The following is a 22,726-nucleotide window of genomic DNA, read 5'->3' as shown; positions in this document are numbered from 1 at the left end:
ACCTGTGCTTGTCATTGTCGAAGGATGAGTGGGTCAGGCGCGGACGCCCTGTTTGCGTTCGGTTTCGGCCATCGCCGCCAGGCAGCGTTCCTCGGCCGTATCCAGTTCCAGTTGCATCTGCTGGATGTCCAGCAACTGCTGTTCAAGCTGCGCACGGCGCGCAGCGATCTTGTCCATGAAGGTCTGCAGCTGCTTGCGGTTGCCGCTGCTGGGGTCGTAGAGGTCAATCAGTTCCTTGCACTCGGCAAGGGAGAAACCGATGCGCTTGCCACGCAGGATGAGCTTCAGCGCCACCAGGTCCTTTGGGCTGTAGATGCGTTCCTGGCCACGGCGCTCGGGGCTGAGCATGCCTTGCTCCTCATAGAAGCGGATGGCGCGGGTGGTGACGTCCAGTTCGCGGGCCAGGTCGGAAATGCTGTAGGTGGTGGGCATGGTTGGGCTCGTCGCTGTGTTTACCTTTACGTTAACGTAAACCTGTGCCAACCTGACTGTCAACTACGCGCCGCAACGCCAGGCGACGGCCGGGATGGCGCGATACTTGCTGACTGCGCGGCGGTTGGCCCGCTCTTTACGGACGCGGGCCGGGGGTGTAGACATTCAGGGCGTGCGACTTGTCCGCCGGCCCATGCCGGGGCGCACGCTGGAGCGAGAGATGGCGCAAGACATTCGAATAAAAAACGCTACCGATCCCTTGCACGAATCGCGGCAGGCCCGCCTGAAGCTGGTCAGCGACGGCGAGTTGCCCCAAGGCGTGCTGCGGGACGAGATCGATGCCTCATGGCGGCGCAGCCTGGGCCACGGCCTGAATTGCCTGGAAGGCGAGCGGCTGGGCCTGGAGCAGGGCCATGACCTGCAACTGCTGCTGGACAGCAACCGCCTGCTGATCGACGCCGCCACCCCGGAACTGGAATACCTGGTCAGCCAGCAAGGCAAGGGTGGGCTGATCATCCTCGGCGACGCCCAGGCCAACGTGCTGGCCATCGAAGGCCAGACCGAGTTCCTCAAGCACTTCGGCCTGCGTGACCTCAAGCCCGGCAGCTGCTGGAGCGAAGCCATCCGTGGCACCAACGCCATCGGCACCGCGGTGGTCGAAGGCCGCCCGACCTTGATCAATTGCGGCGAGCATTACCTGGATCGCCTCAGCCCCTTTTCTTGCACGTCGGTGCCGCTGCGCGATCCCCAGGGCCGGGTGATGGGTGTGCTCGACTTGACCCGCCAGGGTGTCATGGCCCAGCCCCAGGACAACCTCGCCACCCTGATGCTGGCCGCCGGCAATATCGAGAGCCGCATGTTCGGCCTCTGCTACCCGGATCACCTGGTGCTGGCCTTCCACAGCCGGCCGCAATACCTCGGTAGCGCCTGGCATGGCCTGCTGGCGCTGAGCCTGGACGGCGAGGTGCTGGCCGCCAACGAGCGCGCCTGCGACCTGTTGCAGATCCGTCGTGAAGCCCTGGTGGGGCGGCGCTCCAGCGACCTGATCGGCGAGCGCTCGCCGCAGTTCATCGCCCGCCTGCTGCAGGGCGGGGTGAGCAGCGTGCAGACGGCCAAGGGCGAGTTCTTCTTCCGTGCGTTGCAGGTGCCGCGCCATACCAGCCTCGGGGGCGCCGTACCGACGGCCAAGGCGACCGCCACCCAGAAGCCCCAGGTGCTGGAGGAACTGGCCGGCCGCGACAGCCGCTTCGCCCGTGCCCTGCGCATGGCGCGCCAGGGCCTGGCCAACGAGCTGCCGGTGCTGCTGCTGGGCGAGACCGGCACCGGCAAGGAAGTGGTGGCCCGTGCCCTGCACCAGTCCAGTCCGCGCGCCGACAAGCCTTTCGTGGCGGTGAACTGTGCCGCCATCCCGGAGGGCCTGATCGAATCCGAGCTCTTCGGCTACCGCGAAGGCGCCTTCACCGGCTCGCGCCGGGGCGGCATGGTGGGGCGGCTGATGCAGGCCCACGGCGGCACCCTGTTCCTCGACGAAATCGGCGACATGCCGCTGAGCCTGCAGGCGCGGCTGCTGCGGGTGCTGCAGGAGCGCAAGGTGGCGCCCCTGGGGGCAGGGGAGGAGCAGGACATAGACGTGGCGGTGATTTGCGCCACTCACCGCGACCTCAAGCGCCTGGTGCAGGACAAGCACTTTCGCGAGGACCTCTACTACCGCATCAACGGCGTCAGCCTGCGCCTGCCGGCCCTGCGCGAGCGCGACGATCTGGCCGGCATGATCGGCAGCGTGCTGCACAAGTTCGGCGCCACCAACGTGAGCCTCGACAAGGACCTCGCCGAGCTGCTTTCCGGCTATGACTGGCCCGGCAATATCCGCCAGCTGGAGATGGTGCTGCGTTCGGCCCTGGCGATGCGCGATGAGGGAGAGCAAGTGCTCGGCCTGGATCACCTCACCGACAGCCTGCTGGACGAGCTGACCGCCAGCTGCCGCCAGCCCGGCAGCATCCGCGAGAACGAACTGGAGCTGATCCGCAGCTCCCTCGACCGTCACCAGGGCAACGTTTCGGCCGCCGCCGATTCCCTCGGCATCAGCCGCGCGACCCTGTACCGCAAGCTGAAGCAGTTGCGGGGATGAGCCTGTTCCCTGAAGGGGCGAAATTTCCTTGTAGGGGCGAATTCATTCGCCAAGGGCAACGCAGTTGCCCCAGACGTCCACGGGCAGCCCTTCGGGCTGCTTGGCGAATGAATTCGCCCCTACAGTGTTCCGGTTTTTCCTGGCAGTGATTTGATGACCCGCCTCTTCCTCAAGCTGGTGGAATCCAGCGACCCCGAGCTGCTGCGCCGTGCCCTGGCCTGGCTCTACGGCTTCGTCCGCCCGCACTGGCGCGCCATCGGCCTGTTGCTCGGCTTGTCCCTCGGCGCCTCCTTGTTGGTGCTGGCCCAGCCCTGGCTGACCAAGACCCTGATCGACGACGGCCTGCTGGCCAGGGACTTCGGCAGGCTGGTGCAGGTGGCCGTGGCCATGATCCTGGTAGGCCTCCTCGGCACCGTGCTGTCCGGCATCAACCGCTACCTGCACACCCGGCTCTCCGGGCGCATCCTCTTCGCCCTGCGCGATGACCTCTACCGTCACCTGCAGCAACTCTCGCCGGCGTTTTACGGGCGCAAGCGCATCGGCGACATCCTCTCCCGGCTGGATGGCGACGTGGCGGAGATCCAGCGCTTCGCCGTGGACTCGCTGTTCTCCGCCGTGTCCAGCGTGATTGGCCTGATCGGTGCGGTGACCCTGATGCTGCTGCTGTCCTGGCAGCTCTCGCTACTGCTGGCGCTCTTGATCCCCATCGAGGTGCTCTGGCTGCGCTGGATGCGGCGCAAGGTCGAGCGCGAAGTGCGCAGCCTGCGCGAGCGCTCGGCGGACGTCTCGTCCTTCCTCGTCGAAACCCTGCCGGCGATGAAGTTCATCCAGGCCGCCGGAGCGCAACAGCGCGAGTCCCTCCGCCTGGAAGGGCTGGGGCAGGGGTACATGAGCCAGTTGCTCAAGTTGCAGGTCACCGAGTTCTTCACCCAGGCCGTGCCCGGCACCCTGACTTCGCTATCGCGTGCGGCAGCCTTTCTTATCGGCGGCTACTGGGTGATCCAGGGCACCTGGCAGCTTGGCGCGCTGATCGCCTTCTCCACCTACCTCGGCATGGCCGTGGGGCCGGTGCAGAGCCTGCTGGGGCTCTATGTCGCGCTGCAACGGATGACCGTCAGCCTCGGCCGGGTGATGGAGCTGCAACAGGAACCGGTGCCGGTGCGTCAGCCCGAGGCGCCGAAACCCATGCCCGAGGGCAGGGGAGAGCTGCGCCTGGAGGGCGTGCACTTCGCCCACGAGCAGCGCGCCGGCGCCGTACTGCGTGGGGTGGACGCCTGCATTCCGGCCGGCCTCAAGGTGGCCATCAGCGGCGCTTCGGGCGTCGGCAAGTCGACCCTGATCGACCTGCTGCAACGCTTCTACGACCCCGACCAGGGCCGCGTGCTGCTGAATGGCGCCGACCTGCGCGAGCTGGACCTCTTCGCCCTGCGCCGGCGCATTGCCGTGGTCAGCCAGGACATCGTCCTGTTCCGTGGCACCCTGGCCGAGAATCTCGCCTATAGCGCCCCGGACGCCGGGCGCGAAGCCCTGGAACAGGTGGCTCGCCTGGCCCGTCTCGACGGCCTGATCGAGTCCTTGCCGCAGGGCCTGGACAGCCCCCTGGGCGAGCGCGGCCAGCAGCTTTCCGGCGGGCAGAAGCAGCGCATCGCCATTGCTCGCGCGCTGCTGCAGGACCCGCTGATCCTGGTGCTGGACGAGGCCACTTCGGCGGTGGACGAAGCCACCGAGCGTGAGGTGATTGCCGCCATCGACCAGCTCTTCGCCGGGCGCACGCGCATCCTCATCAGCCACCGGCCCTCCACCCTGGCCCAGGCCGATATCGCCTTCCGTCTGGAGCACGGCCAATTGCATGGCCTGGAGCCCGAGCAGGTGAGCCATGACCGCTGAACTTGCCATTGGCATCATCGACAGTGGCTTTGCGCCGCAACAGGCCGGCAGCGTGAGCCAGTCGCGGCGATTCTGGCTTGAAGGCGGGGAGCTGCATGAAGGCGCCGCACAGCCCGACGCCCTCGGCCATGGCAGCGTGGTGCTGGACACCCTGACGCATCAGTGCGGCCCCGTGCGCCTCTGCGTCGCCCAGGTGTTCGCCGAACGCTGGCAGACCAGCCCGCTGCAGATCGCCGCTGCCCTGCACTGGCTGATCGAGCAGGACGTGTCCCTGATCAACATGAGCCTCGGCCTGCGCAACGACCGGCCGGTGCTGCGCGAGGCCTGCGTGCTGGCCCAGGCCTCCGGCATCCTGCTCTGCGCCTCCAGCCCGGCCCAGGGCGAGCCGGTGTACCCGGCCGCCTATCCGGGGGTGATCCGCGTGACCGGCGATGCCCGCTGCGCGCCGGGGCAGTGGTCGTGGCTGAACAGCCCCCAGGCCGATTTCGGCGCCCATGTGAATGCCGCCAATGGCGTGGCAGGTTCCAGCGTGGGGTGTGCGGCGTTGAGCGGGACCATCGCCAGCTACCTGCAAGGACATCCCGGCGCAGGCCGCGAGGCGGTGCTGGGCTGGCTGCGGGAGGGGGCGGCCTTTGTCGCACCGGAGCGCCGTGGCCATGCCTGAAGTCCTCGTTCTCGGTGCCGGCCCGGCTGGCGCGGCGGTGGCCCTGGGGCTGAAGCGCCTGGGCTATGGCGTGCGCGTGGTCAGCGAGTGGCGGCGCTTCACGGCGGTGGAAGGCGTCTCCCAACGGGTGCTGGACGGCCTCCGCCAAGCAGGTCTGCAGCGCGCCCTGGCCTGTGCCGCCGCGCCTTCGCCCCGGCGCGTGCTATGGAATGGCGACGGCCAGTCCATCAACCAGGAATGCCTGCTGGACCGCCCGACCTTCGACGCCGCCATCCGCGAAGACTTGCGCGCCGCTGGTATCGACGTGCTGGAGGCCCGCGTGCTGAAAGTGGAAAGCGTCGCTGACGGCCATCGGGTCCAGATCGAACCGGGTGAGCCGCTGCGTGCCGACTTCCTCGTCGAAGCCCGTGGCCGCCAGGCGCCCCTGGCCGGTGGCCGCCTACGCGGGCCGGAAACCTTGAGCCTGCTCAACCAATGGCAGGAAGCGCCGGGTCGCCCTGGCTCGGCGGTGGAAAGCCTGGCCGATGGCTGGGCCTGGATGGCGCGGCTGGAGGATGGCCGCTGCTACTGGCAGATCACCCAGGACGCCCGCGACCTGCCGCCCAAGGACCAACTCCCCGACTACTGCGCCCAGCGCCGCAGCCAATCCGCCCAGGTCCGCGAGCTGTTCGGCGAGGCGGCGTTGCACCCCGCCAGCCTGCACGCCCGCAGCAGCACCGCCATCCTCTTCCATGAAGCCAGCGGCCCCGACTGGTTGCGGGTAGGGGACGCCGCCATGGCAGTGGACCCTCTGTCCGGCAACGGCATTTTCCAGTCCCTGTCCTCGGCCCTGCAGGCGCCGGCCGTGATCAACACAATGCTGCAACGCCCGGAGCAGGCGGAATTGGCCGGCCGCTTCCACCAACGCCGGGTGGAACACCTGTTCCTGCGCTTCGCCCGCACCGGCCGCGACTTCTACGCCCTGGAGCAACGCTGGCCCGAGCAACCCTTCTGGCGCGACCGCCGCACCTGGCCCGACGCCGCACCGATGCACGCCGCGGCGGATTTCAGCCAGGTGAGGGTGGAGCGCGCCCCGGTGATCCATGGCGACCTGATCGAGGAAGCCGAAGTGGTGGTGACGGCCGACCAACCCCTAGGCATCTGGCACCTGCAGGGCATCGAACTCGCGCCCATCGTCTCGGCCTTGAGGCGGGGTGAACTGGAGCGTGCCCTGGGGGCATTGCCGGAAGGCCAGCGGCGGATGGTCCAGGGCTGGTTGCTGGCGCAGGGGTTCAGGCCCTGACGCCAGCCAGGGGCCGCAAGTGTCGCCGTCAGTGTTTCTTCTTCCGCCAGTTGCGCCACCACTGACCGCTGAGCAGGAAGCGCGGGAAGGTGATGAATTGTTCCACCAGCAGCCGGCCAATTGCGTCCTTGCGGTCACTGAAGGGGACCGGCGGCAACGCTTCGAGCTTGTGCCCCCGGCCCTGCAGGGCCAGGGAGGCGACTATGCCGATCACCCCCAGCACCAGCGGCCGGAAGCTCAGGCTGAACAGTCCGTAGACCAGGGTGAGCGCCGCCAGGATGAACAGCGGCACGGCGATCACGTGCAGGATCAGGTTGGCGGGGTGCTGGTGGTTGTCGGAATAGGTCCGCCACTGCCAGGCGTGGATATTGGGAAGTCGTTTGGCCATGGTCGGCTCCTCGGAGGGAATGCCGGCAGTCTAGTCCGGCCCTTGCGGGCCGGCGAATGGCATGTCGCTATGGAACCCATAGTCGACCTCAGGCGCGCAGCCTGAGTTGCCGGATGGCCTGGGACAGCTCGCTGGCGAGGCCGGCCAACTCGTTGCTGGTGGCCGCGGACTCCACCGTCTGGCTGACGGTCAGTTCGGTGACATCGCGAATCCCTACCACGGCGCGGGTCATTTCTTCGGCCACCTGGCTCTGCTGCTCGGCGGCCACCGCGATCTGAGTATTGCTCTGGCGCATCTGCGCCACGGCGCCGGTGATGGCGGCCAGGGCCGCGCCGGCTTCATGGGCGGCCTGCACGCAGTCATCGGCCTTGATCGAACTTTCCCGCATGAACTCCACGGCATCGCAAGTGCCGGCCTGCAGGGCGGTGATCATTCCGGTGATTTCGTCGGTGGAGTCCTGCACCCGTTTGGCCAGGTTGCGTACCTCGTCCGCCACCACAGCGAAGCCACGGCCCATCTCACCGGCGCGGGCGGCTTCGATGGCGGCGTTCAGGGCCAGCAGGTTGGTCTGTTCGGCGATGCCGTGAATGACGTTGACCACACCGCTGATCTTCTGGCTGTCGTCCGCCAGGCGCTGGATCATCTCGGCGGTCTGTTGCACGCCGGAGGAAAGCCCGGCGATGGACTGCTCGACGCGTTCCACCACCCGTTGCCCGGTGCCGGCCAGTTGGTCGGCGTTCTGCGACTGGTCGCGGGTGTCCGCGGCGTGCTGGGCGATATGGTGGACGGTGGCGGACATCTCGTTGATGGCGGTGGCCGCCTGGTCGGTCTCGCTCTGCTGGCCGAGCATGCCCTGGCGCACCTCGCCCATGCTACCGGCCAGCCGTGCGGCGCCTTCGTCGAGGCGGGCAACGGCCTGGGCCACGGTGCCCACCACGCGTTGGTAGCCGGCCTGCATGGCGTTGAAGGCGCTGGCCATCTGGCCCACTTCGTCGCGGCTGTCCAACGGTACGCGGGCGGAGAGGTCGCCGCTGCGCTCGACGTGGAGCATCACGTCCTTGAGGGTGTTGAGGTGGCTGAGCAGGAAGCGGATCAGCAATTGCGAAGCCGCCAGCAGGGCGACCATCAGCAGGAACACGGAAATCGCGTACTCCACGGCGCGGGTACCGAACAACTGAACAAGGCTCGGACTGCTGGCCAGCACGGCGACCCGTTGGCCGTCGGCGCGGTCGAACACCTGGGCGCCGATCAGCGGATCGCGGCCGAACAGGCGGTCATGCTCCAGGTCCACCCAGCCATGGGCCTTGACCAGGGCCTCGCCGTCGGCCAGCTGTGGCGCATTGCCGCTGCCGAAGGCAATGAGCCGTGGCGAGGAGGGCAGGGCCTGGCCGGCGGGCCAGCCCCTGAGCAGTTGCGCCTGGGCCGTGGCGGCGCTGCGTGCGGCCTCGGCGCGCCCCTGCTGTTCCAGGTAGAGCGCATGCAGGACCAGCAGCAGGGTGGTGAAGAAGGCCACCGCGTTGACAGCCCAGAACTTGTATTTCAGGGAGATATCGCGAATCCAGGTACCCATATTCTTCTTCTGCACTCGATCGGTATTGGCAAGGTGCCACTATTGTCCGGCAGAAATTTCCTACCGAATTTGATCCGAATCAAGAGGGCGCTGGATCCCCTGGTTCAGCCTATGGCCGGTAGACCGAAGAAGGCGCGGGCGCAGGCGGTGGTATGACGGGCGAGTTCTTCCTGGCTTTCGCCGCGATGCAGGGCCACTTCTCTCAGCACTTCGGTGAGAAAGGCCGGCTCGTTGCGGCCGTGCTTGGGCTTGGGACGCAGACTGCGTGGCAGCAGGTAGGGCGCGTCGCTTTCCAGCATCAGGCGGCCCTGGGGGATGTCGCGCACCAGTGCGTGCAGGTGGGTGCCACGGCGCTCATCGCAGATCCAGCCGGTGATGCCGATGTGCAGGTCGAGGTCCAGGTAGCCATAGAGGGCGCGCTTTTCCCCGGTGAAGCAGTGCGCCACGACGGCGGGCAACCGGTCGCGGAACTCCCGCACTATGGCCAGCAGGCGTTCGTCGGCGTCGCGCTCGTGGAGGAACATCGGCTTGCCCAGCTCGGCCGCCAGGGCCAGTTGTTCTTCCAGGGCCTTTTCTTGCAGCGGGCGCGGCGAAAAATCGCGATTGAAGTCCAGGCCGCATTCGCCAACGGCACGTACCCGCGCCTCACCCAGCAGGTCGCGCAGCTGGCGCTGGCTGTCGCTGTTCCAGTTGCTCGCTTCGTGCGGGTGGACGCCGGCGGTGCTGAACAGTTGCAGCCCACTTTCGTCCAGTTGCTCGGCCGCCAGCAGGGCCTTCTCGCTGTCTTCCAGGTTGGTCCCGGTCAGCACCAATTGGCACACGCCGGCGGCCTGGGCGCGCTCCAGCAGGCCGCGGGCGTCGCTGGCGAGGCTGGGGTGGGTCAGATTGACGCCGATATCGATGAGTTGCATGGTGCTACCTCGGGTTGGGGGCAGGGCAGCATAACAAAGCTCGAAATAATTCAAAAAAACCAGAATTTACAGGAACTTGGCGGAACATGTTGAAGTCAATGCCACGCTTTGACTGGCATCGGATGCGCAGCTGTGACACTCTCCGCGCCCTTCGCTCGCCAGACAAGGATATGCGGCGCAGCAGTTCTACACGTTCAGGCGCGCGCTGACGCCACGCCCAGTCCCTGGAGAACCGATGACGCGACCGCTGCTCTTCCTGCTTTGCCTGCTGGCGTTGCTGCCGTACCCGGCCAGCGCGCGGCTGGCGGGCCCGCCGGAAGTCTGGCAGCAGCCGGCCGAAGCGCGCGACCTGGCGCAGATCCGTCGCAGCGGTGTGCTCAAGGTGCTGGTGAACCAGAGCCGCAACAGTTCCGGGGAGATCAAGGGCGAATCCGTCGGTGTCGAATACCATCGCATCCGCGCCTTCGAGCAGTACCTCAACCGCAACGCCCGCGACGGGCGCGACATCAAGCTGAAGATCATCCCCAGGGCCAAGGACCAGTTACTGGGCGCGCTGCAGCGCGGCGAAGGCGACCTGGTGGCGCCGGGCGAACTGCTCACCCAGGGTGTCGGCAGCAACGTCAGTGCCAGCGCACCGCTGCGCAAGGACGTGCCGCTGCTGCTGGTCAGTCGTCACGGGCAGCGGCGCTACCAGCGTCTCGAACAGCTGTCCGGCCGCAGCATCGCCTTGCCTGCGGGCAGCGCCGCCTTCGATGCGCTGCGCAAGGTCAACGAGAAACTGGCCATGCGCAAACTGGCGCCCATCGTCGTCGAGTGGGTCGATCCGTCCCTGGCGGTGGAGGATGTGCTGGAGATGGTCCAGGCCGGGATTTTCCCGTTGACCGCTGTGGAGCAGCCGATCGCCGAGCGCTGGGCCAAGGTAATGCCCAAGCTGCGCCTGGATCGGCACCTGGTGCTGGATCGCCAGGGCGACATGACCTGGTTCGTGCGCCGTGACGCGCCCATGCTGCGTGCCAGTGTCGATCGCTTCCTTGCCGATTTCCGCGCTCCGGACGATCAGGACGCCGCCTTCCTGCGCGTCTACCGTCGCCTCTACAAGGTGCACAATCCGCTGGCGCGCAGCGAACGCCAGCGCCTGGAGCGGGTACGCCCGGTGTTGCAGCGTTACGCCGAGCAGCATCGCTTCGATTGGCTGAGCCTCGCGGCGCTCGCCTACAAGGAGTCCAGCCTCAACCCCGCGGCCAAGGGGGCCAGCGGCGCCACCGGGCTGATGCAGATAACGCCCGGTGCGGCGCGCAGCGTCGGCGTAGGCAACATCCAGAATCTCGACAACAACGTGCAGGCATCGGCCAAGTACCTGGCGATGCTGCGGCGAAACTATTTCTCCAGCGCCCAGCTTACCGAGCGGGAACGCATGGCCTTCGTCCTCGCTGCGTACAACCTCGGCCCCCAGCGGGTCCAGGGCATGCGCGCGGAGGCCCGTCGGCGTGGCCTCAATCCCAACCAATGGTTCTTCCAGGTGGAGCGCATCGCCGCCGAGCAGGCGGGCATGGGGGTGGTCAGCTACGTCAACAGCGTGAACAAGTACCAACTGGCCTACGAGCGCGAGCGTTATCTGCTGGAATCCGCGAAAAAGGCCGGCAAGGCCTCCATGTGATCGATTAATTCGATCATTGCTTCGCGAATTTTGCGATTTTAATATCGATATTTTCCACTAAGCTATTGCCCATCGACTCCCCCAACACAAGGAACACCTCGATGAGCAACCCGATCAAATCCATCCTCGCTACCAATGCAGGCTACGGCATCACCCTTCTGCGTATCATCGCCGGCCTGACCTTCATGGCCCACGGTTCGCAGAAGCTTTTCGGCATGTTTGGCGGCTACGGCCTGGCGGGCACCGGTCAGTGGATGGAAAGCATCGGCCTGGCTCCCGGTTACCTGATGGCCCTGATGGCTGGCGGTGCCGAATTCTTCGGCGGCCTCGCCCTGGTGATCGGCCTGCTGGTACGTCCGGCCGCGGCGTCACTGGCCGTCGCCATGCTGGTGGCGATGTTCAGCGTGCACTGGGCCAACGGCTTCTTCATCCAGGCCAATGGCTTCGAATACGCGCTGACCCTTGCCCTGGTTAGCGCCACCCTGCTGATCGAAGGCGCCGGCAAGCTGTCGCTGGACCGCAACATCGCCAGCTGATCCATCGCTCCATCGAAAGGCCCGCTCCGGCGGGCCTTTTGCGTTTCAGGGCTGCTTCTTGCGGGCGGCCGCCAGTTCGGACGCCGCCTGCAGGCGCAGGCGCTCCTGTGGGCTGAAGCCTTCTTCTTCCAGGCGGCTGATGGCCGTCGCCTTGTCGCTGTCGCTCAGGCCTTCGCTGGCCTCGATGCGTGACTTCTCCTTCAGGTAAGCCTGCAAGCGCTGCTGCCACTGTCGGCGCTGCTGGTCCAGCGACTCCAGTCTTACCGTGGCTTCGGCGCCCACCAATTGCTGGCGCAACTGGCGGACCTGCTCGGGGTCGCCGCCGGCAGCCCGCAGCGCGCTTACCTGGGCCCTGAGTTCGGCCTGCAACTGGCTGGCGACCATGGCCTGGAGTTCTTCCGGCAGCGCGCTGCGCAATTGATCGACGGCGGCGGCCTTGGCGGCCGGCTCCAGGCTGGCATCACGCTGGATGGCCAGGCGCTGCAGGGTGAAATTGTTATAGGCCTCTTCGCTGGCAAAGAACGCCTGGTGCGTTTCGATACTGAAGATCCGCGCCCGCAGTGCCTGCACCGCCGCTTCGCGCTGACGCAGGGCGGCGAGGTCGGCCAGCAGTGGCAGATCACGTTCCAGCAGCACCAGCTGGCGCTTGTAGTCGAGGTACTGGTCGAGCAGGGCCAGGGCCTGGCCTTCGGCCGGTGCCGCCAGTTGCTCGGCGATATGGCCGCGCAGGCGCTGGATACTGCTGGCCAGGGATTCTTCACCCTGGGTGCTGAGGAAGTAGTCGAAGATGCGCCGGATATCCTCGCTGATCAGCAGGTTGCCAGAAGCGTCGACGCGAAAGCGGCCATCCACCTGGGTACCGGCAAGGGAGGCAGGTAGCGCCTGTCTCGTGCCGCTGGCGACCCGTTGCGGGCCTGTGGCCGGCGGCGCCTGGACGAGGTTGGCGGGCCCCGGGGTGTCGCCCCCCTTGGCGAGGATGGCAGGGGGCGTGGCGGCCGGGGCGGAGGTCCCACCCCACTGGAGGAGGATCGCCAGGGCAGCGGCGAAGGCAATGGGGAACAGCAACAGGAGTCTTTTCACTGGAGCCCCTTGGCAGGCTGGGTAAGCGGGACCCGAGGGTCCCGTGGGCAGGGCTCAGAGTCCGTCGTTCTTCAGGCGGTTGGCCTGTTGACGATAGACGCTGACCGGGTCGGTTTCGAACAGGCTGGTCAGTCCCAGGGTCTGGTTGACCTCGTCCAGGTGATTCATCCGGTAGTCGTCGCGGATGACCTTGCCCAGATGCGAGCTGCAACGTCCCACCAGGCCGTCGTTGGCTTCGCCGTTGAAGGGGAGGGAACTGGCGCCGAGCAGGGCGTCGCTGACATCCAGCACATTGGTCAGCGGGCTGGTGCCGCTCCACGAGTAGTAGCGCACGCCATTGACCTGGTAGGCCCCCTCGCCGCAGGCGGCAGTGGGGAGCCCCTGGGGGAAGCGCGCGTTGAACGCCGCTGCGCCCTGGCTGTTGAGGGATTCCAGGGCGCCGAGGGCGTTCTGCTCCAGGTCGCTGCCGCTGCCCGAGAGGAAGTTGATGAGCGCGCCGAGGCCATTGACGATTCCGGCCAGCATGGCTTCGCCGACGGAGCCCGGCGGCACCTGGCGGATGAAGTCGGCGGTGGCCGAGCCCTTGTGAGGGGCGCCAACGCTGGTGGCGGAGGCGACCAGGTCCGGGCGTACGGCGGCCACGTAGCGGATGGTCGGGCCGCCGTGGCTGTGGCCGATCAGGTTGACCTTGGGACTGCCGCTGATGGCGACGATTTCCTCCACCTGCTCCAGCAGCTCTTCACCACGGGCTTCGGTGGTGTTCAGCTGGCTCACCTCGGTGACGTAGACGCTGGCGCCATCGCGCTGCAGCGCGGAGGGGACGCCGTACCAGTAATCGACGCCGAGCAGCTTGTCGAAGCCGAGCATGCCGTGGGTGAGGACGATGGGGTAGCGGGTCTGGGTATAGCCGCTGGAACCGAACCAGAAGGCCTGGGCCTGTTCGGAGGCAGCCAGTCCGGCGGCGATGCAGAGGGCGATCAGGGTCTTGTTTTTCTTCATGTGCGCTCTCGACTGTTGGGCATGGGGGCCTGGGTACATTCCGTGGCGCGACCACGCCCTTCCCGGGCGTGCACCGCAGGGAGGGGCGAGGGCAGGAACCATGCCATGGCCGATGTAATCAGGGTGAGCGCTCTGGTTCGGGCTTTTCGCGGATGTTTACATCCGTTCACTGGAAGATGGCTGCCAGATCCCTGTTACGCGGCGAAACGTCAGGCTGGGGCCGAAGGCCGCAACGGCCACTGGGCGAGGGCGTGGTAATGGGTGCCCTTGATGGTGTTTTCCGAGGCGTAGAGGGCGAATTCGGTGGCCGGCCAATCGAAGGTTGGGGTGGTGGAGGCGGGCAGCCTGGGGCAGTGGCGGGCGAGGGTCAGGTGCGGCTTGAAGGGCCGGGTCTCCACGCTGTAGCCGGCGGCCAGGAGCCGTTCGCGCAGTTCGCGCTCGAGGTCGAGCAAGGCCCCCGGCACCTTGCTCGGCGCCAGGTGCAGCAGGCCGTTCTTCCAGCGGGCCAGGCGATCCAGATGCAGGGTGAAGGCGGCGGGCGTCAGGCTCGCGGCCAGTGCCGCCAGGGGCTCGACCTGGCCGCGGGGCTGGGTGCCAAGGAAAGCGAGGGTCAGGTGCAGGTTCTCGGGTGCCACGGGCTTGCCGTCGATGGGGTTGCGGACGCGCCAGTCGGCGATATCGCGGGCCAGTTGCGGGCAGCAGGGAATGGCGAAGAAAAGGCGCAGCGGCGGGGTACTCATGGGGAGCCTCGCAGGCGTGGTGGTCGCCTTGACAGTATTGCTCGGGCTTCTCTAGGATGTCGCCCCATGCGCCGATTTAGTCAGCTACTTGCGGGGCGCGGAAGTCTTCAGAGGCTTCGAAATTCCGCTAAAACGCTGGTTCGGTGTCGCCTCTCACCGCTGCCCAGCGGGACCCCACGAGGCGGAGACATGACACCATGACCTGTCCCCAACCCCTGCTCCGACTAGCCCCGATCACGTCCGGGCTGGTACTGCGCAATCCCCGAATCCTGCTTGGCGGCTCCCACCAGCCGACGCTCCTGCGTTACCTCGAAGGTTGGCCCAAACGCTTGGGGCGCCAGCGCAATTTCCTCATCCAGTTCGCCCGTGAAGGCGAGTCGCTGGCCCGCTTCGTCAGCGACGGCTTCGATATGGCGGTGATCCAGGCGCCTTCGGCAGAGGACCTCCCCGAAGTGGTCGGCCAACTGGTAAGGGTGGCGCGCCAGGGACTGATCACCCGACGCTGACCCCGGATATCGGGGTTGTCCGGCTTCCTCGCGTTCAGCTCTGGCCGGTGCTGCCTAGGGATAGTCGATCTCGACCACGTACCAGGTCTTTTCCCCGGTGGGGGCGTTGACCCGCACCTCGGCATCCAGCGCCTTGCCCACCAGGGCGCGGGCCAAGGGGGAGTCGATGCTGATCAGGTTCTGCTTCAGGTCGAATTCGTCCGGCCCGACGATGCGGTAGCGAGCCTGCTCGCCGTCGTCGTCTTCCAGGGTGACCCAGGCGCCGAAGTAGACCTTGCCCGGATCGGCTGGGCGCTCGCGCACCACTTTCAGGTTCTCCAGCCGCTTGGTGAGGAAGCGCACGCGGCTGTCGATCTCTCGCAGCATCTTCTTGCCATAGGTGTACTCGGCGTTCTCCGATCGATCGCCCTGGGCCGCGGCCTCGCTCACCGCCTGGGTGACCTTCGGGCGTCGCACGTGCCACAGCTCGTGGAGCTCGGCGCGCAGGCGGGCCTCGCCTTCCGGGGTGATCAAGGGGGTTCCGGCGGTACGGGGTGGGCGATAGCGGCTCATGGCGGTCCTGCGGGTGTTCGGGAGGCCAAGCCTATCAAGCTTCGCGCAGAACCGTCAGCGGGCTGGCGTTGAGTGCCCGGCGAGTGCCCACCAGGCCGGCGCCCCCCACCAGCAGGGCGCCCAGGACCGGCAGCAGGAGCAGCCAGGGGTGGGGCTGCCAGTGCAGGTCGAAGGCGAAGCGGTAGAGCAGGGCGCTGACCAGTTCGCAGCCGAGCGCAGCGAGCAGGCCGCTGCTGGCGCCGAGCAGGGCGAATTCCGCGCGCCGCGCCTTGAGCAGCAACTGGCGTTCCGCGCCCAGGGCCCGTAGCAGGGCGCCCTGGCGGATGCGTTCGTCCAGGGTTGACTGCAGACCGGCGAAGAGCACCGCCAGTCCCGCGGCAAGCACGAAGAGCAGGACGAACTCCACTGCCACCGTGACCTGGGCGAGGATACTGCGCAGCTGTGCCAGGATCGCCTCGACCTGCAGCAGGGTCACGGCCGGGAAGGCGCGGGACAGCTCAACCAGTTCGCGCTCATGGCGCGGCGGCAGGTAGAAGCTGGTGAGGTAGGTGACCGGCAGGTCGGCCAGCGTGTCCGGGGCGAAGATCATGTAGAAGTTCGGCTGGAAACTGTCCCAGTCCACCTCGCGCAGGCTGGTCACCCGGGCGTCGCGTTGCAGGCCGCCGACGCTGAAACTGAGGCGGTCGCCGAGCTTGACGCCGAGGCTCTGGGCGAGCTTGGCTTCCACCGAAACCCCGGGCAGCCCGGCCTCTCGCCGGTCGCTCCACCAGTGGCCCGCCACCAGGCGGTTGTCGCTGGGCAGCTGGGCCGACCAAGTCAGGCTGAGGTCGCGCTGCACCGCGCGTTCGCCCTGGGAGTCCTTGCTGACCAACTGGCGCACCGCTTCGCCATTGATGGCCGTGAGGCGCCCGGGCACCACCGGATAGAGCGGCGCGGGATGCGGCGACAGGCTGGCCAGGCGATGGGCGAAGGCGTCCTTCTCGGCGGGCAGCACGTTGAGGGCGAAATGGTTGGGCGCGTTTTCCGGCAATTGGTTCTGCCAGGTGTCCAGCAGCTCGCCGCGGAGCAGGGCGATCAAGGCCATGGCCAGCAGGATCAGGCCGAACGCCAGGGATTGCCCGGCGGCCGCCAGCGGGTGGCGCAGCAGCTGGCCGAGGCCCAGGCGCCAGGGCAGGGCGGCGCTGGCCAGCAACCGGCGCAGGGCCTTGAGGCCGGCCAGCAGGAGGCCGCCGAGCAGCAGCGCGGCGATCAGGCCTCCGCCGAGCAGGGCGAGGGTGAGTTTCAGGTCGAGGCTCAGGCGCCACATGATCAGGCCGAGGGCCAGCAGCGCGGCGCCGTAGATGAGCCAGGCACTGGGCGGGAGGGGCAGCAGGTCACGGCGCAGGACGCGCAGCGGCGGTACCCGGCCAAGGGCGGCCAGCGGCGGCATGGCGAAGCCGGCGAGGGCGAGCAGGCCCGTGGCGACGCCGGCCAGCGCAGGCACCACGCCGGCGGAAGGAATCACCGCCGGCAGCAGCCCGCCAAGCAGCTTGAACAGCAGCGCTTGCGCCAGCCAGCCGAGCAAGGCGCCGAGGAAGCTTGCCAGCAGGCCCAGCAGGGCCAGTTGCAGGCCGAACAGCAGCAGGGCTTCGCGGCGGGAGAGGCCGAGGCAGCGCAGCAAGGCACTGGCGTCGTAGCGCCGGGCGGCAAAGCGGGCGGCGGAGAGGGCCACGGCGACGCCGGCCAGCAGCACGGCAGCGAGGCTGGCCAGGTTCAGGTAGCGCTCGGCACGGCCGAGGGCCCCGCCGATTTGCCGATTGCCCTGGCGGGCATCCTCCAGCCGTTGGTTGGCCGCAAGGCCCGGTTCCACCGTCGCGCGGTAGCGGGTCAGGAGCTCGTTCGGGCCGCTCCAGAGTTCGCGGTAGCGCACCCGGCTGCCGGGCTGCACCACACCGGTGGACTCCAGGTCGTCAAGGTTGATCAGCACCCGCGGCGTCAGGCTGTAGAAGTCGCCGGCGCGATCCGGTTCGTAGGTCAGCACGCGGGCGAGGCGCAGGGTCTTCTGGCCCACGTCGATACTGTCGCCGGGCTTGAGGTTCAGGGTGGCGAACAGCCGGGCTTCAGCCCAGGCCTCGCCGGGTTTCGGGCCGCTGCCGCTCGTTTCCTCGCCATACGGCTGGGCGGCGCTCCTGAGTTTGCCGCGCAGGGGATAGGTCCCGTCGGCGGCTTTCACGCTGGCCAGCTGGATGCCGTTGTCAGTGGCGATGACGCTGGAGAATTCCACTGCACGGGCGTGCCTCAGTCCGAGGCGGACGCCGCCATCGATCTGTTCGGCGCTGGCCGGCGAGGAGCCGCTGAGCAGCAGGTCGGCACCGAGGAATTCAGTCGCGCGCAGGAGCATGGCGGCGTTGAGTCGGGCGCTGAAGTAGCCGATGGCGCTGCTGGCGGCGACCGCCACCAGCAAGGAGAAGAACAGTACCCTCAGTTCGCCGCCGTGGGCGTCGCGCCGCAGCTGGCGCGCCGCCATGGCCAGCAGGCGGGTGAAAGGCAGGCTGCCCATCAGGGCTCCACCTGCTCGACCAGGCGTCCGCCTTCCAGGCGGATCAGGCGCCGGCAGCGGTGCGCCAGGCGTTCGTCGTGGGTCACCAGGACCAGGGTGGTGCCGCGTTCCTGGTTCAGTTGGAAGAGCAGGTCGCTGATGCGTTCGCCCGTATGGCTGTCGAGGTTGCCGGTGGGCTCGTCGGCGAAGAGCACGTCGGGCTCGGCGGCAAAGGCGCGGGCGATGGCGACACGCTGTTGTTCGCCGCCGGAGAGCTGGCGCGGATAGTGGCTGAGGCGCTGGCCGAGTCCCACCCGCGCCAATAGCTGGTGGGCACGGCTGCGGGCGTCCCGGCGTCCTTCCAGCTCCAGGGGCAGCATGACGTTTTCCAGGGCGTTGAGGTTGTCCAACAACTGGAAGGACTGGAAGACGAAACCGACATGCTCGGCACGAACCCGGGCGCGCTGGTCTTCGTCCAGAGAAGATAGGGAGCGGCCGGCCAGGCGTACTTCGCCGCTGCTGGGCAGGTCAAGCCCGGCGAGCAGGCCGAGGAGGGTGGATTTGCCGGAGCCGGAGCTGCCGACTATCGCCAGGCTGTCGCCTTTGCCGAGGCTGAGGCTGAGGTCGTGAAGGATGATCAGCTCGCCTTCCGCGCTGGGAACCACTTTGCTAAGGTTCCGCGCATCGAGAATGCTTGCGCTCATGGAGAATCCAATGCGTGCCTGGTTGTTGGGCGGCTGCCTGTCCCTGTTGCTGCTGGCGCAGGAGGCCATGGCGGGGACCTTGCTGGTCGTCGGCGATAGTATCAGTGCCGCTCTTGGGCTGGAAACCAGCCAGGGCTGGGTCTCGCTGCTGGAAAAACGCCTGGCCGAACGGGGCTACAAGCAGCGGGTGGTGAACGCTTCGATCAGCGGCGACACCAGCGCTGGCGGGCTCGCGCGGCTTCCCGCGCTGCTCGCCGAGCACCAGCCGGAACTGGTGATCATCGAGCTTGGCGGCAACGATGGCCTGCGTGGCCAGCCGCCCGTGCAATTGCAACAGAATCTTGCCGGCATGATCGACAGCGCCAGGAAGCAGGGCGCCACCGTGCTGCTGCTCGGCATGCGCCTGCCGCCCAACTACGGGGCCCGCTATACCACGGCCTTCGCCAATGTCTACAGCACCCTGGCTGCGGAGAAACAGGTGCCGCTGGTGCCGTTCTTCCTGGACGGGGTGGGCGGCGTGCCGGGCATGATGCAGCCCGATGGTATCCACCCGGAGGCCAAGGCCCAGCCGCGAATGCTGGAGAATGTCTGGCCGACCCTGGAACCCATGCTCTGACGCTTTTCCCCGGGCCAGCTTTCGGCTAATGTTGCGCACCCTCCCTGGAGTCCTCCATGCCGCGCCCCGCCTGGTCCCTGTTTGGCTATAAAGTGATAGAGCCCGACGAGCAACTCGACCTGTTCGCTTGCCGCGAAGTGCGCTTGCACCTGGTGGAGCGTCAGCTCGTGCTGGGCGGTTTCGCTGACCGGACCCTCTGCGGCGGCCTGCTGCCAGCGCAGCCACGCTGGAGTAATCTGGAATCGGGCTTGTTGCGTGACCGCCGTTTGTGCGCCAACTGCCGTTCCACTCTCGAGGCCCAGCGCCAGGGGCTGCACTCGGTCTGGTCACCGGCCTGAGGGCTCCCGGTGCGGCTCGCACCGGTGTAGAATTCCGAGTCTTTTAATCAGTCGAATTGCCAAGGATTCCCGGATGTTGCCGCGCTTTCCAGCCGTCGCCCGCTCCCTGTCATTAGCGTCCCTGCTGGTGGCGGGCCCCGTTGCAGCCCTGGAGCTGCCCCTGCCTCCGCCTGGCGAAGATATCGTCGGCCAGGTGCAGGTGATCAAGGCCAAGTACGAGGACACGTTCGCCGATATTGGCGTCGCCAATGACCTGGGCTACCTGGAAATGGTTGCCGCCAACCCGGGTGTCGATCCCTGGTTGCCGGGAGTGGGCACCGAGATCATCCTGCCGACCCGCTACATCCTGCCGCCGGGTCCGCGCGAAGGCATCGTGATCAACCTCGCCGAGTACCGCATGTACTACTACCCGAAAGGGCAGAACGTGGTGCACACCTATCCGCTCGGCATCGGTCGCGAAGGCTGGGGTTCGCCCGTCGCCCACACCACCATCACGGCCAAGACCTCCAATCCGGCCTGGTACCCGCCCAAGTCGATCCGTGAAGAGCACGCCGCCGATGGCGATCCGCTGCCCACCGTGGTACCGCCGGGGCCGGACAATCCGCTGGGTCCGTTCAAGTTCAACCTGGGCGTGCCGGGTTACCTGATCCATGGTTCGAACAAGAAATTCGGCATTGGCATGCGCGTCAGCCATGGCTGCTTCCGCATGCTCAACAACAACGTGCTGGCCCTGGCGGCCATGGCTCCGGTGGGCACGCCCGTGCGCATCATGAACGAGCCCTACAAGTTCGGCGTGAGTGGTGGCAAGGTCTACCTGGAAGCCCACGCGCCGCTGGACGACCACGGCGATCCGTCGGTGGTCGACAAGCACACTGCCGTGATCAACGCGCTGCTCAAGCGTGAGGAACTGGTCAATCGCATTCGCCTGGACTGGGACGTGGTGCGTGAAGTGGTGGCGGCCGAAGATGGCCTGCCGGTGGAAATCGCCGAGCCCGATTCTGCGGTAGCGGCCACCAGCACCAATACCGAGCTCTAAGCGAGCCCCGTTTCAGGAAAGCCCGTCTGCGCCATGCGCAGGCGGGCTTTTCTTTTGCCCGCGATCCGGCGTTTCGATGCGATTCAGACCGGCCGCGCGCCGGTAGCCCGGACCTGCCAGCGAAGGGGGCAGAAAATCGTGGGCATAAAAAAAGCCGACCCAGCAAGCCGGGTCGGCCTTCATAGCCTGGAAGGCTATTACTTGCGGCTGGCTTTTTCCAGCATGCGCAGGGCGCGCTCGTTAGCCTCGTCAGCGGTCTGCTGGGCTTTCTGAGCGGCGGCCAGAGCTTCGTCAGCCTTGCGGTAGGCTTCGTCAGCACGGGCTTGAGCGCGAGCAGCTGCATCTTCAGTTGCAGTCAGACGAGCTTCAGTTTCTTTGGATACGCTGCTGCAACCGGTGGCCAGAACTGCGGCCAGAGCCAGAGCAGAGAATTTCAGAACGTTGTTCATCGTGTTCCCCTTAAGGTGGACATTTCCATAAAGCAATTCCCCGAGCTTGGGAAATTAGCCGGCGTACATACTACCCATAACTTGTAGTAAGTAAACTGACCACGCGCAAGGCAAGCACATTTTTTTCAGCCTGCCGGCTAGTTCACGAGCAAATAACGAGGTCGCTGGTCAAAAAACAGCCAGTTTGATTGTTCTTTGATCAGTCGAAATTGCAAGTGTAGGCGCGGCCCAGGGCATCGGCCGTCCCCGGCGCCATATTCGGACAAGCGTACTCGCGGATACCGAGTCGAGATATTGTCATGAGCCCGAAACAGGTTCCGAAAGTGGAACTTTCTGCAGAGATCCGAGAAATATCTTCGTCTATACAAAGAGCGGCCATGGTTGTGCCAGCAGGGCGCTGATAAGCTTGCCCCGCTTCCGAACTCCGTAGCGAAGCGCAGACTTCAAGGACGTCACAATGTCGAAGATTCTCAAGTGGGGAGTGCTGTCGATTCTGGCAGTGGGGCTGATCATCAAGTTGTCGCTCTGGTGGTCGGTCAGATCCATCATGGACGATGCGATCGGCAAGTTGTCGCCGGTGATGGATATCACCTATGGCGGGATAACTTCTTCCTTTGATGGCCGAGTCGGCCTCGAGAACCTGCAACTTCGTGTGCCGGCCCTGGGGGACAGCCTGCAGGTGAAGCAGGCCGAACTGAAGTTCCGGAGCCTGGGCGAACTGCTGCGCTTCAAGGAACGACTGGCCGAGGGCAAGTTTCCCGAGCAGATGGCGGTCAATCTGAAGGGGATCGCACTGGAAGTGCATGGTCCCTTCATGCAGCAGCTCTACAACACTCCCGCCGAACGCAGCGTCTTTACCGCGATGAGCGAAGTGGCCTGCGGTCCGGTCCGCAATATCGGCACCAGCGAGTTGCTGGACATGGGCTACCGAACCCTTGAAACGGATGCGGAGTTCTCTTATCTGTTCCAACCGGGCGCGCAGAAACTGAGCCTCAACCTGACTTCCGACACGCGCGACATGGGCGAAGTGCGCCTCAGCCTGTCCTTGTCTAACATGTCGGAGAAGCCGGGAGACCTGAAGGTCAATCCGCCGCACCTGTCCAGCGTGATCTTCGAACTGAACGACAACCAGTACCAGCGCAAGGTCCAGCAATTCTGCGCCGGCAAGCTCGGCCAGTCTGCCGAGGCCTATCAGGCGACGGCGGTGCGCCAGTTCGACACTGTGCTGCGCAGCCAGAAGATCGCCCTCGGGCAGCCACTGCTGGATGCCTACGGGCGTTATTTGAAAGACCCGCAGTCGCTGCGGGTGGAGCTGACGCCCAGTGAGGGCATGGCGTGGGATGGCCTGCAGTTCTTCGACGCCAAGGATGTGGTGACCATGTTGCAGCCGGCGGTGCTGGTGAACCAGGAGCTGGTGCAACCGGTCGAATTCGCCTGGGTCGATCCGACCGCACGGAACGAGCCGGCGGCGCTGGAGAAGATCAGCGCGGTAAAGGAGAATGGCGACGCGGAACGTGCCGTGCAGCAGTACGAGTTCGTCAAAGTTGCCGACCTGCCGGATTACTCCGGCAAGCGGCTGCAGTTCATCACCTACGATGGCGCCTATTACCAGGGTGTATTACACAAGGTGGAGAACGGGAAGGCCTATCTCAGCGTCCAATTCGGTTCCGGATCGGCGGAGATGTTCCTTCGGCTGGAAAAGATAGATAAGGTACGGGTACGGTTTTAGACCC

22 protein-coding genes are annotated in these 22,726 nt (G+C 66.4%); 11 read left to right on the top strand and 11 right to left on the bottom strand.

All coding sequences use genetic code 11. From position 1 onward, the window contains the following. Positions 1-33: 33 nt before the first annotated feature. Positions 34-432, bottom strand: coding sequence for a MerR family transcriptional regulator (locus tag ACFW0H_RS25500; RefSeq protein WP_422916640.1), 399 nt, complete (start codon positions 430-432; stop codon positions 34-36). A gap of 220 nt (positions 433-652) precedes the next feature. Here ACFW0H_RS25500 and ACFW0H_RS25495 point away from each other — a divergent pair, with 220 nt between their 5' ends. From ACFW0H_RS25495 to qhpG, 4 genes are all read left to right on the top strand, one after another. Then, the gene (locus ACFW0H_RS25495) at positions 653-2,560 is read left to right on the top strand and encodes a sigma-54-dependent Fis family transcriptional regulator (protein WP_422916639.1); all 1,908 of its coding nucleotides are present in this window, start codon (positions 653-655) and stop codon (positions 2,558-2,560) included. A 153-nt stretch (positions 2,561-2,713) separates the two neighbouring features. Further along, complete coding sequence (locus tag ACFW0H_RS25490; protein WP_422916638.1) at positions 2,714-4,447, top strand: ABC transporter ATP-binding protein; 1,734 nt, start codon at positions 2,714-2,716, stop codon at positions 4,445-4,447. Next, positions 4,437-5,111: a subtilisin-like serine protease QhpE gene (gene qhpE / locus ACFW0H_RS25485; RefSeq protein WP_422916637.1), complete on the top strand. Its 675-nt coding sequence runs from the start codon at positions 4,437-4,439 to the stop codon at positions 5,109-5,111. The genes ACFW0H_RS25490 and qhpE overlap by 11 nt, the downstream gene beginning before the upstream one ends. Continuing rightward, positions 5,104-6,393, top strand: a complete 1,290-nt coding sequence (gene qhpG, locus ACFW0H_RS25480; RefSeq protein WP_422916636.1) for a flavin-dependent monooxygenase QhpG — start codon at positions 5,104-5,106, stop codon at positions 6,391-6,393. Before qhpE ends, qhpG begins: the two co-directional genes overlap by 8 nt. Before the next feature lie 28 nt (positions 6,394-6,421). Here the strand turns inward: qhpG and ACFW0H_RS25475 are convergent, their stop codons facing one another. The 3 genes from ACFW0H_RS25475 to ACFW0H_RS25465 all read right to left on the bottom strand — a co-directional run bounded on the left by ACFW0H_RS25475 (position 6,422) and on the right by ACFW0H_RS25465 (position 9,262). After that, the gene (locus tag ACFW0H_RS25475) at positions 6,422-6,781 is read right to left on the bottom strand and encodes an Mpo1-like protein (RefSeq protein ID WP_422916635.1); all 360 of its coding nucleotides are present in this window, start codon (positions 6,779-6,781) and stop codon (positions 6,422-6,424) included. Positions 6,782-6,869: 88 nt separating this feature from the next. After that, the gene (locus ACFW0H_RS25470) at positions 6,870-8,351 is read right to left on the bottom strand and encodes a methyl-accepting chemotaxis protein (RefSeq protein ID WP_422916634.1); all 1,482 of its coding nucleotides are present in this window, start codon (positions 8,349-8,351) and stop codon (positions 6,870-6,872) included. Positions 8,352-8,455: 104 nt separating this feature from the next. Further along, positions 8,456-9,262, bottom strand: a complete 807-nt coding sequence (locus ACFW0H_RS25465; protein ID WP_422916633.1) for a TatD family hydrolase — start codon at positions 9,260-9,262, stop codon at positions 8,456-8,458. 235 nt (positions 9,263-9,497) lie between these two features. On the opposite strand from ACFW0H_RS25465, the gene ACFW0H_RS25460 reads away from it, so the two are divergent. Together ACFW0H_RS25460 and ACFW0H_RS25455 are read left to right on the top strand one after the other, a co-directional pair. Next, positions 9,498-10,919 carry an MltF family protein gene (locus ACFW0H_RS25460; RefSeq protein ID WP_422916632.1) on the top strand — a complete coding sequence of 474 codons (1,422 nt, stop codon included), beginning with the start codon at positions 9,498-9,500 and terminating at the stop codon, positions 10,917-10,919. Between the two features lie 101 nt (positions 10,920-11,020). Continuing rightward, positions 11,021-11,455 carry a DoxX family protein gene (locus tag ACFW0H_RS25455; RefSeq protein ID WP_422916631.1) on the top strand — a complete coding sequence of 145 codons (435 nt, stop codon included), beginning with the start codon at positions 11,021-11,023 and terminating at the stop codon, positions 11,453-11,455. 45 nt (positions 11,456-11,500) lie between these two features. Here the strand turns inward: ACFW0H_RS25455 and ACFW0H_RS25450 are convergent, their stop codons facing one another. The 3 genes from ACFW0H_RS25450 to thpR form a co-directional block, all read right to left on the bottom strand. After that, positions 11,501-12,535 (bottom strand): lipase secretion chaperone, encoded by a 1,035-nt coding sequence (locus tag ACFW0H_RS25450; RefSeq protein WP_422916630.1) that lies wholly within the window; start codon positions 12,533-12,535, stop codon positions 11,501-11,503. 54 nt (positions 12,536-12,589) lie between these two features. Beyond that, positions 12,590-13,534, bottom strand: a complete 945-nt coding sequence (locus ACFW0H_RS25445) for a triacylglycerol lipase (protein WP_422916629.1) — start codon at positions 13,532-13,534, stop codon at positions 12,590-12,592. 209 nt (positions 13,535-13,743) lie between these two features. Then, positions 13,744-14,274 (bottom strand): RNA 2',3'-cyclic phosphodiesterase, encoded by a 531-nt coding sequence (thpR, locus tag ACFW0H_RS25440; protein WP_422916628.1) that lies wholly within the window; start codon positions 14,272-14,274, stop codon positions 13,744-13,746. Positions 14,275-14,471: 197 nt separating this feature from the next. Between thpR and ACFW0H_RS25435 the strand changes: the two genes are divergently transcribed. Then, on the top strand, positions 14,472-14,780 hold the full coding sequence (locus ACFW0H_RS25435) for a class I SAM-dependent methyltransferase (RefSeq protein WP_422916627.1): 309 nt from the start codon (positions 14,472-14,474) through the stop codon (positions 14,778-14,780). Between the two features lie 54 nt (positions 14,781-14,834). On the opposite strand, the gene greB is transcribed toward ACFW0H_RS25435, so the two are convergent. The 3 genes from greB to ACFW0H_RS25420 are packed head-to-tail and all read right to left on the bottom strand — an operon-like array spanning position 14,835 to position 18,554. Continuing rightward, positions 14,835-15,332, bottom strand: coding sequence for a transcription elongation factor GreB (greB, locus tag ACFW0H_RS25430; protein WP_422916626.1), 498 nt, complete (start codon positions 15,330-15,332; stop codon positions 14,835-14,837). A 34-nt stretch (positions 15,333-15,366) separates the two neighbouring features. Beyond that, positions 15,367-17,871, bottom strand: a complete 2,505-nt coding sequence (locus tag ACFW0H_RS25425; protein WP_422916625.1) for an ABC transporter permease — start codon at positions 17,869-17,871, stop codon at positions 15,367-15,369. After that, positions 17,871-18,554: an ABC transporter ATP-binding protein gene (locus tag ACFW0H_RS25420; RefSeq protein ID WP_422916624.1), complete on the bottom strand. Its 684-nt coding sequence runs from the start codon at positions 18,552-18,554 to the stop codon at positions 17,871-17,873. Before ACFW0H_RS25420 ends, ACFW0H_RS25425 begins: the two co-directional genes overlap by 1 nt. A gap of 10 nt (positions 18,555-18,564) precedes the next feature. Here ACFW0H_RS25420 and ACFW0H_RS25415 point away from each other — a divergent pair, with 10 nt between their 5' ends. The 3 genes from ACFW0H_RS25415 to ACFW0H_RS25405 all read left to right on the top strand — a co-directional run bounded on the left by ACFW0H_RS25415 (position 18,565) and on the right by ACFW0H_RS25405 (position 20,544). Then, positions 18,565-19,170, top strand: a complete 606-nt coding sequence (locus tag ACFW0H_RS25415) for an arylesterase (RefSeq protein WP_422916623.1) — start codon at positions 18,565-18,567, stop codon at positions 19,168-19,170. 56 nt (positions 19,171-19,226) lie between these two features. After that, complete coding sequence (locus ACFW0H_RS25410; protein ID WP_422916622.1) at positions 19,227-19,508, top strand: hypothetical protein; 282 nt, start codon at positions 19,227-19,229, stop codon at positions 19,506-19,508. Positions 19,509-19,581: 73 nt separating this feature from the next. Then, a complete protein-coding gene (locus ACFW0H_RS25405; RefSeq protein WP_422916621.1) occupies positions 19,582-20,544 on the top strand; it encodes a L,D-transpeptidase family protein in 963 nt (320 codons plus the stop codon). A 197-nt stretch (positions 20,545-20,741) separates the two neighbouring features. On the opposite strand, the gene oprI is transcribed toward ACFW0H_RS25405, so the two are convergent. Next, complete coding sequence (oprI, locus tag ACFW0H_RS25400) at positions 20,742-20,993, bottom strand: outer membrane lipoprotei OprI (protein WP_003448337.1); 252 nt, start codon at positions 20,991-20,993, stop codon at positions 20,742-20,744. 457 nt (positions 20,994-21,450) lie between these two features. Between oprI and ACFW0H_RS25395 the strand changes: the two genes are divergently transcribed. Beyond that, positions 21,451-22,722, top strand: a complete 1,272-nt coding sequence (locus ACFW0H_RS25395) for a hypothetical protein (protein WP_422916620.1) — start codon at positions 21,451-21,453, stop codon at positions 22,720-22,722. The last annotated feature ends 4 nt before the right edge of the window (positions 22,723-22,726 follow it).

Source organism: Metapseudomonas cellulosilytica (assembly GCF_049334135.1).
GTDB lineage: Bacteria > Pseudomonadota > Gammaproteobacteria > Pseudomonadales > Pseudomonadaceae > Metapseudomonas.
This window is presented reverse-complemented; position numbering and strand designations above follow the sequence as displayed.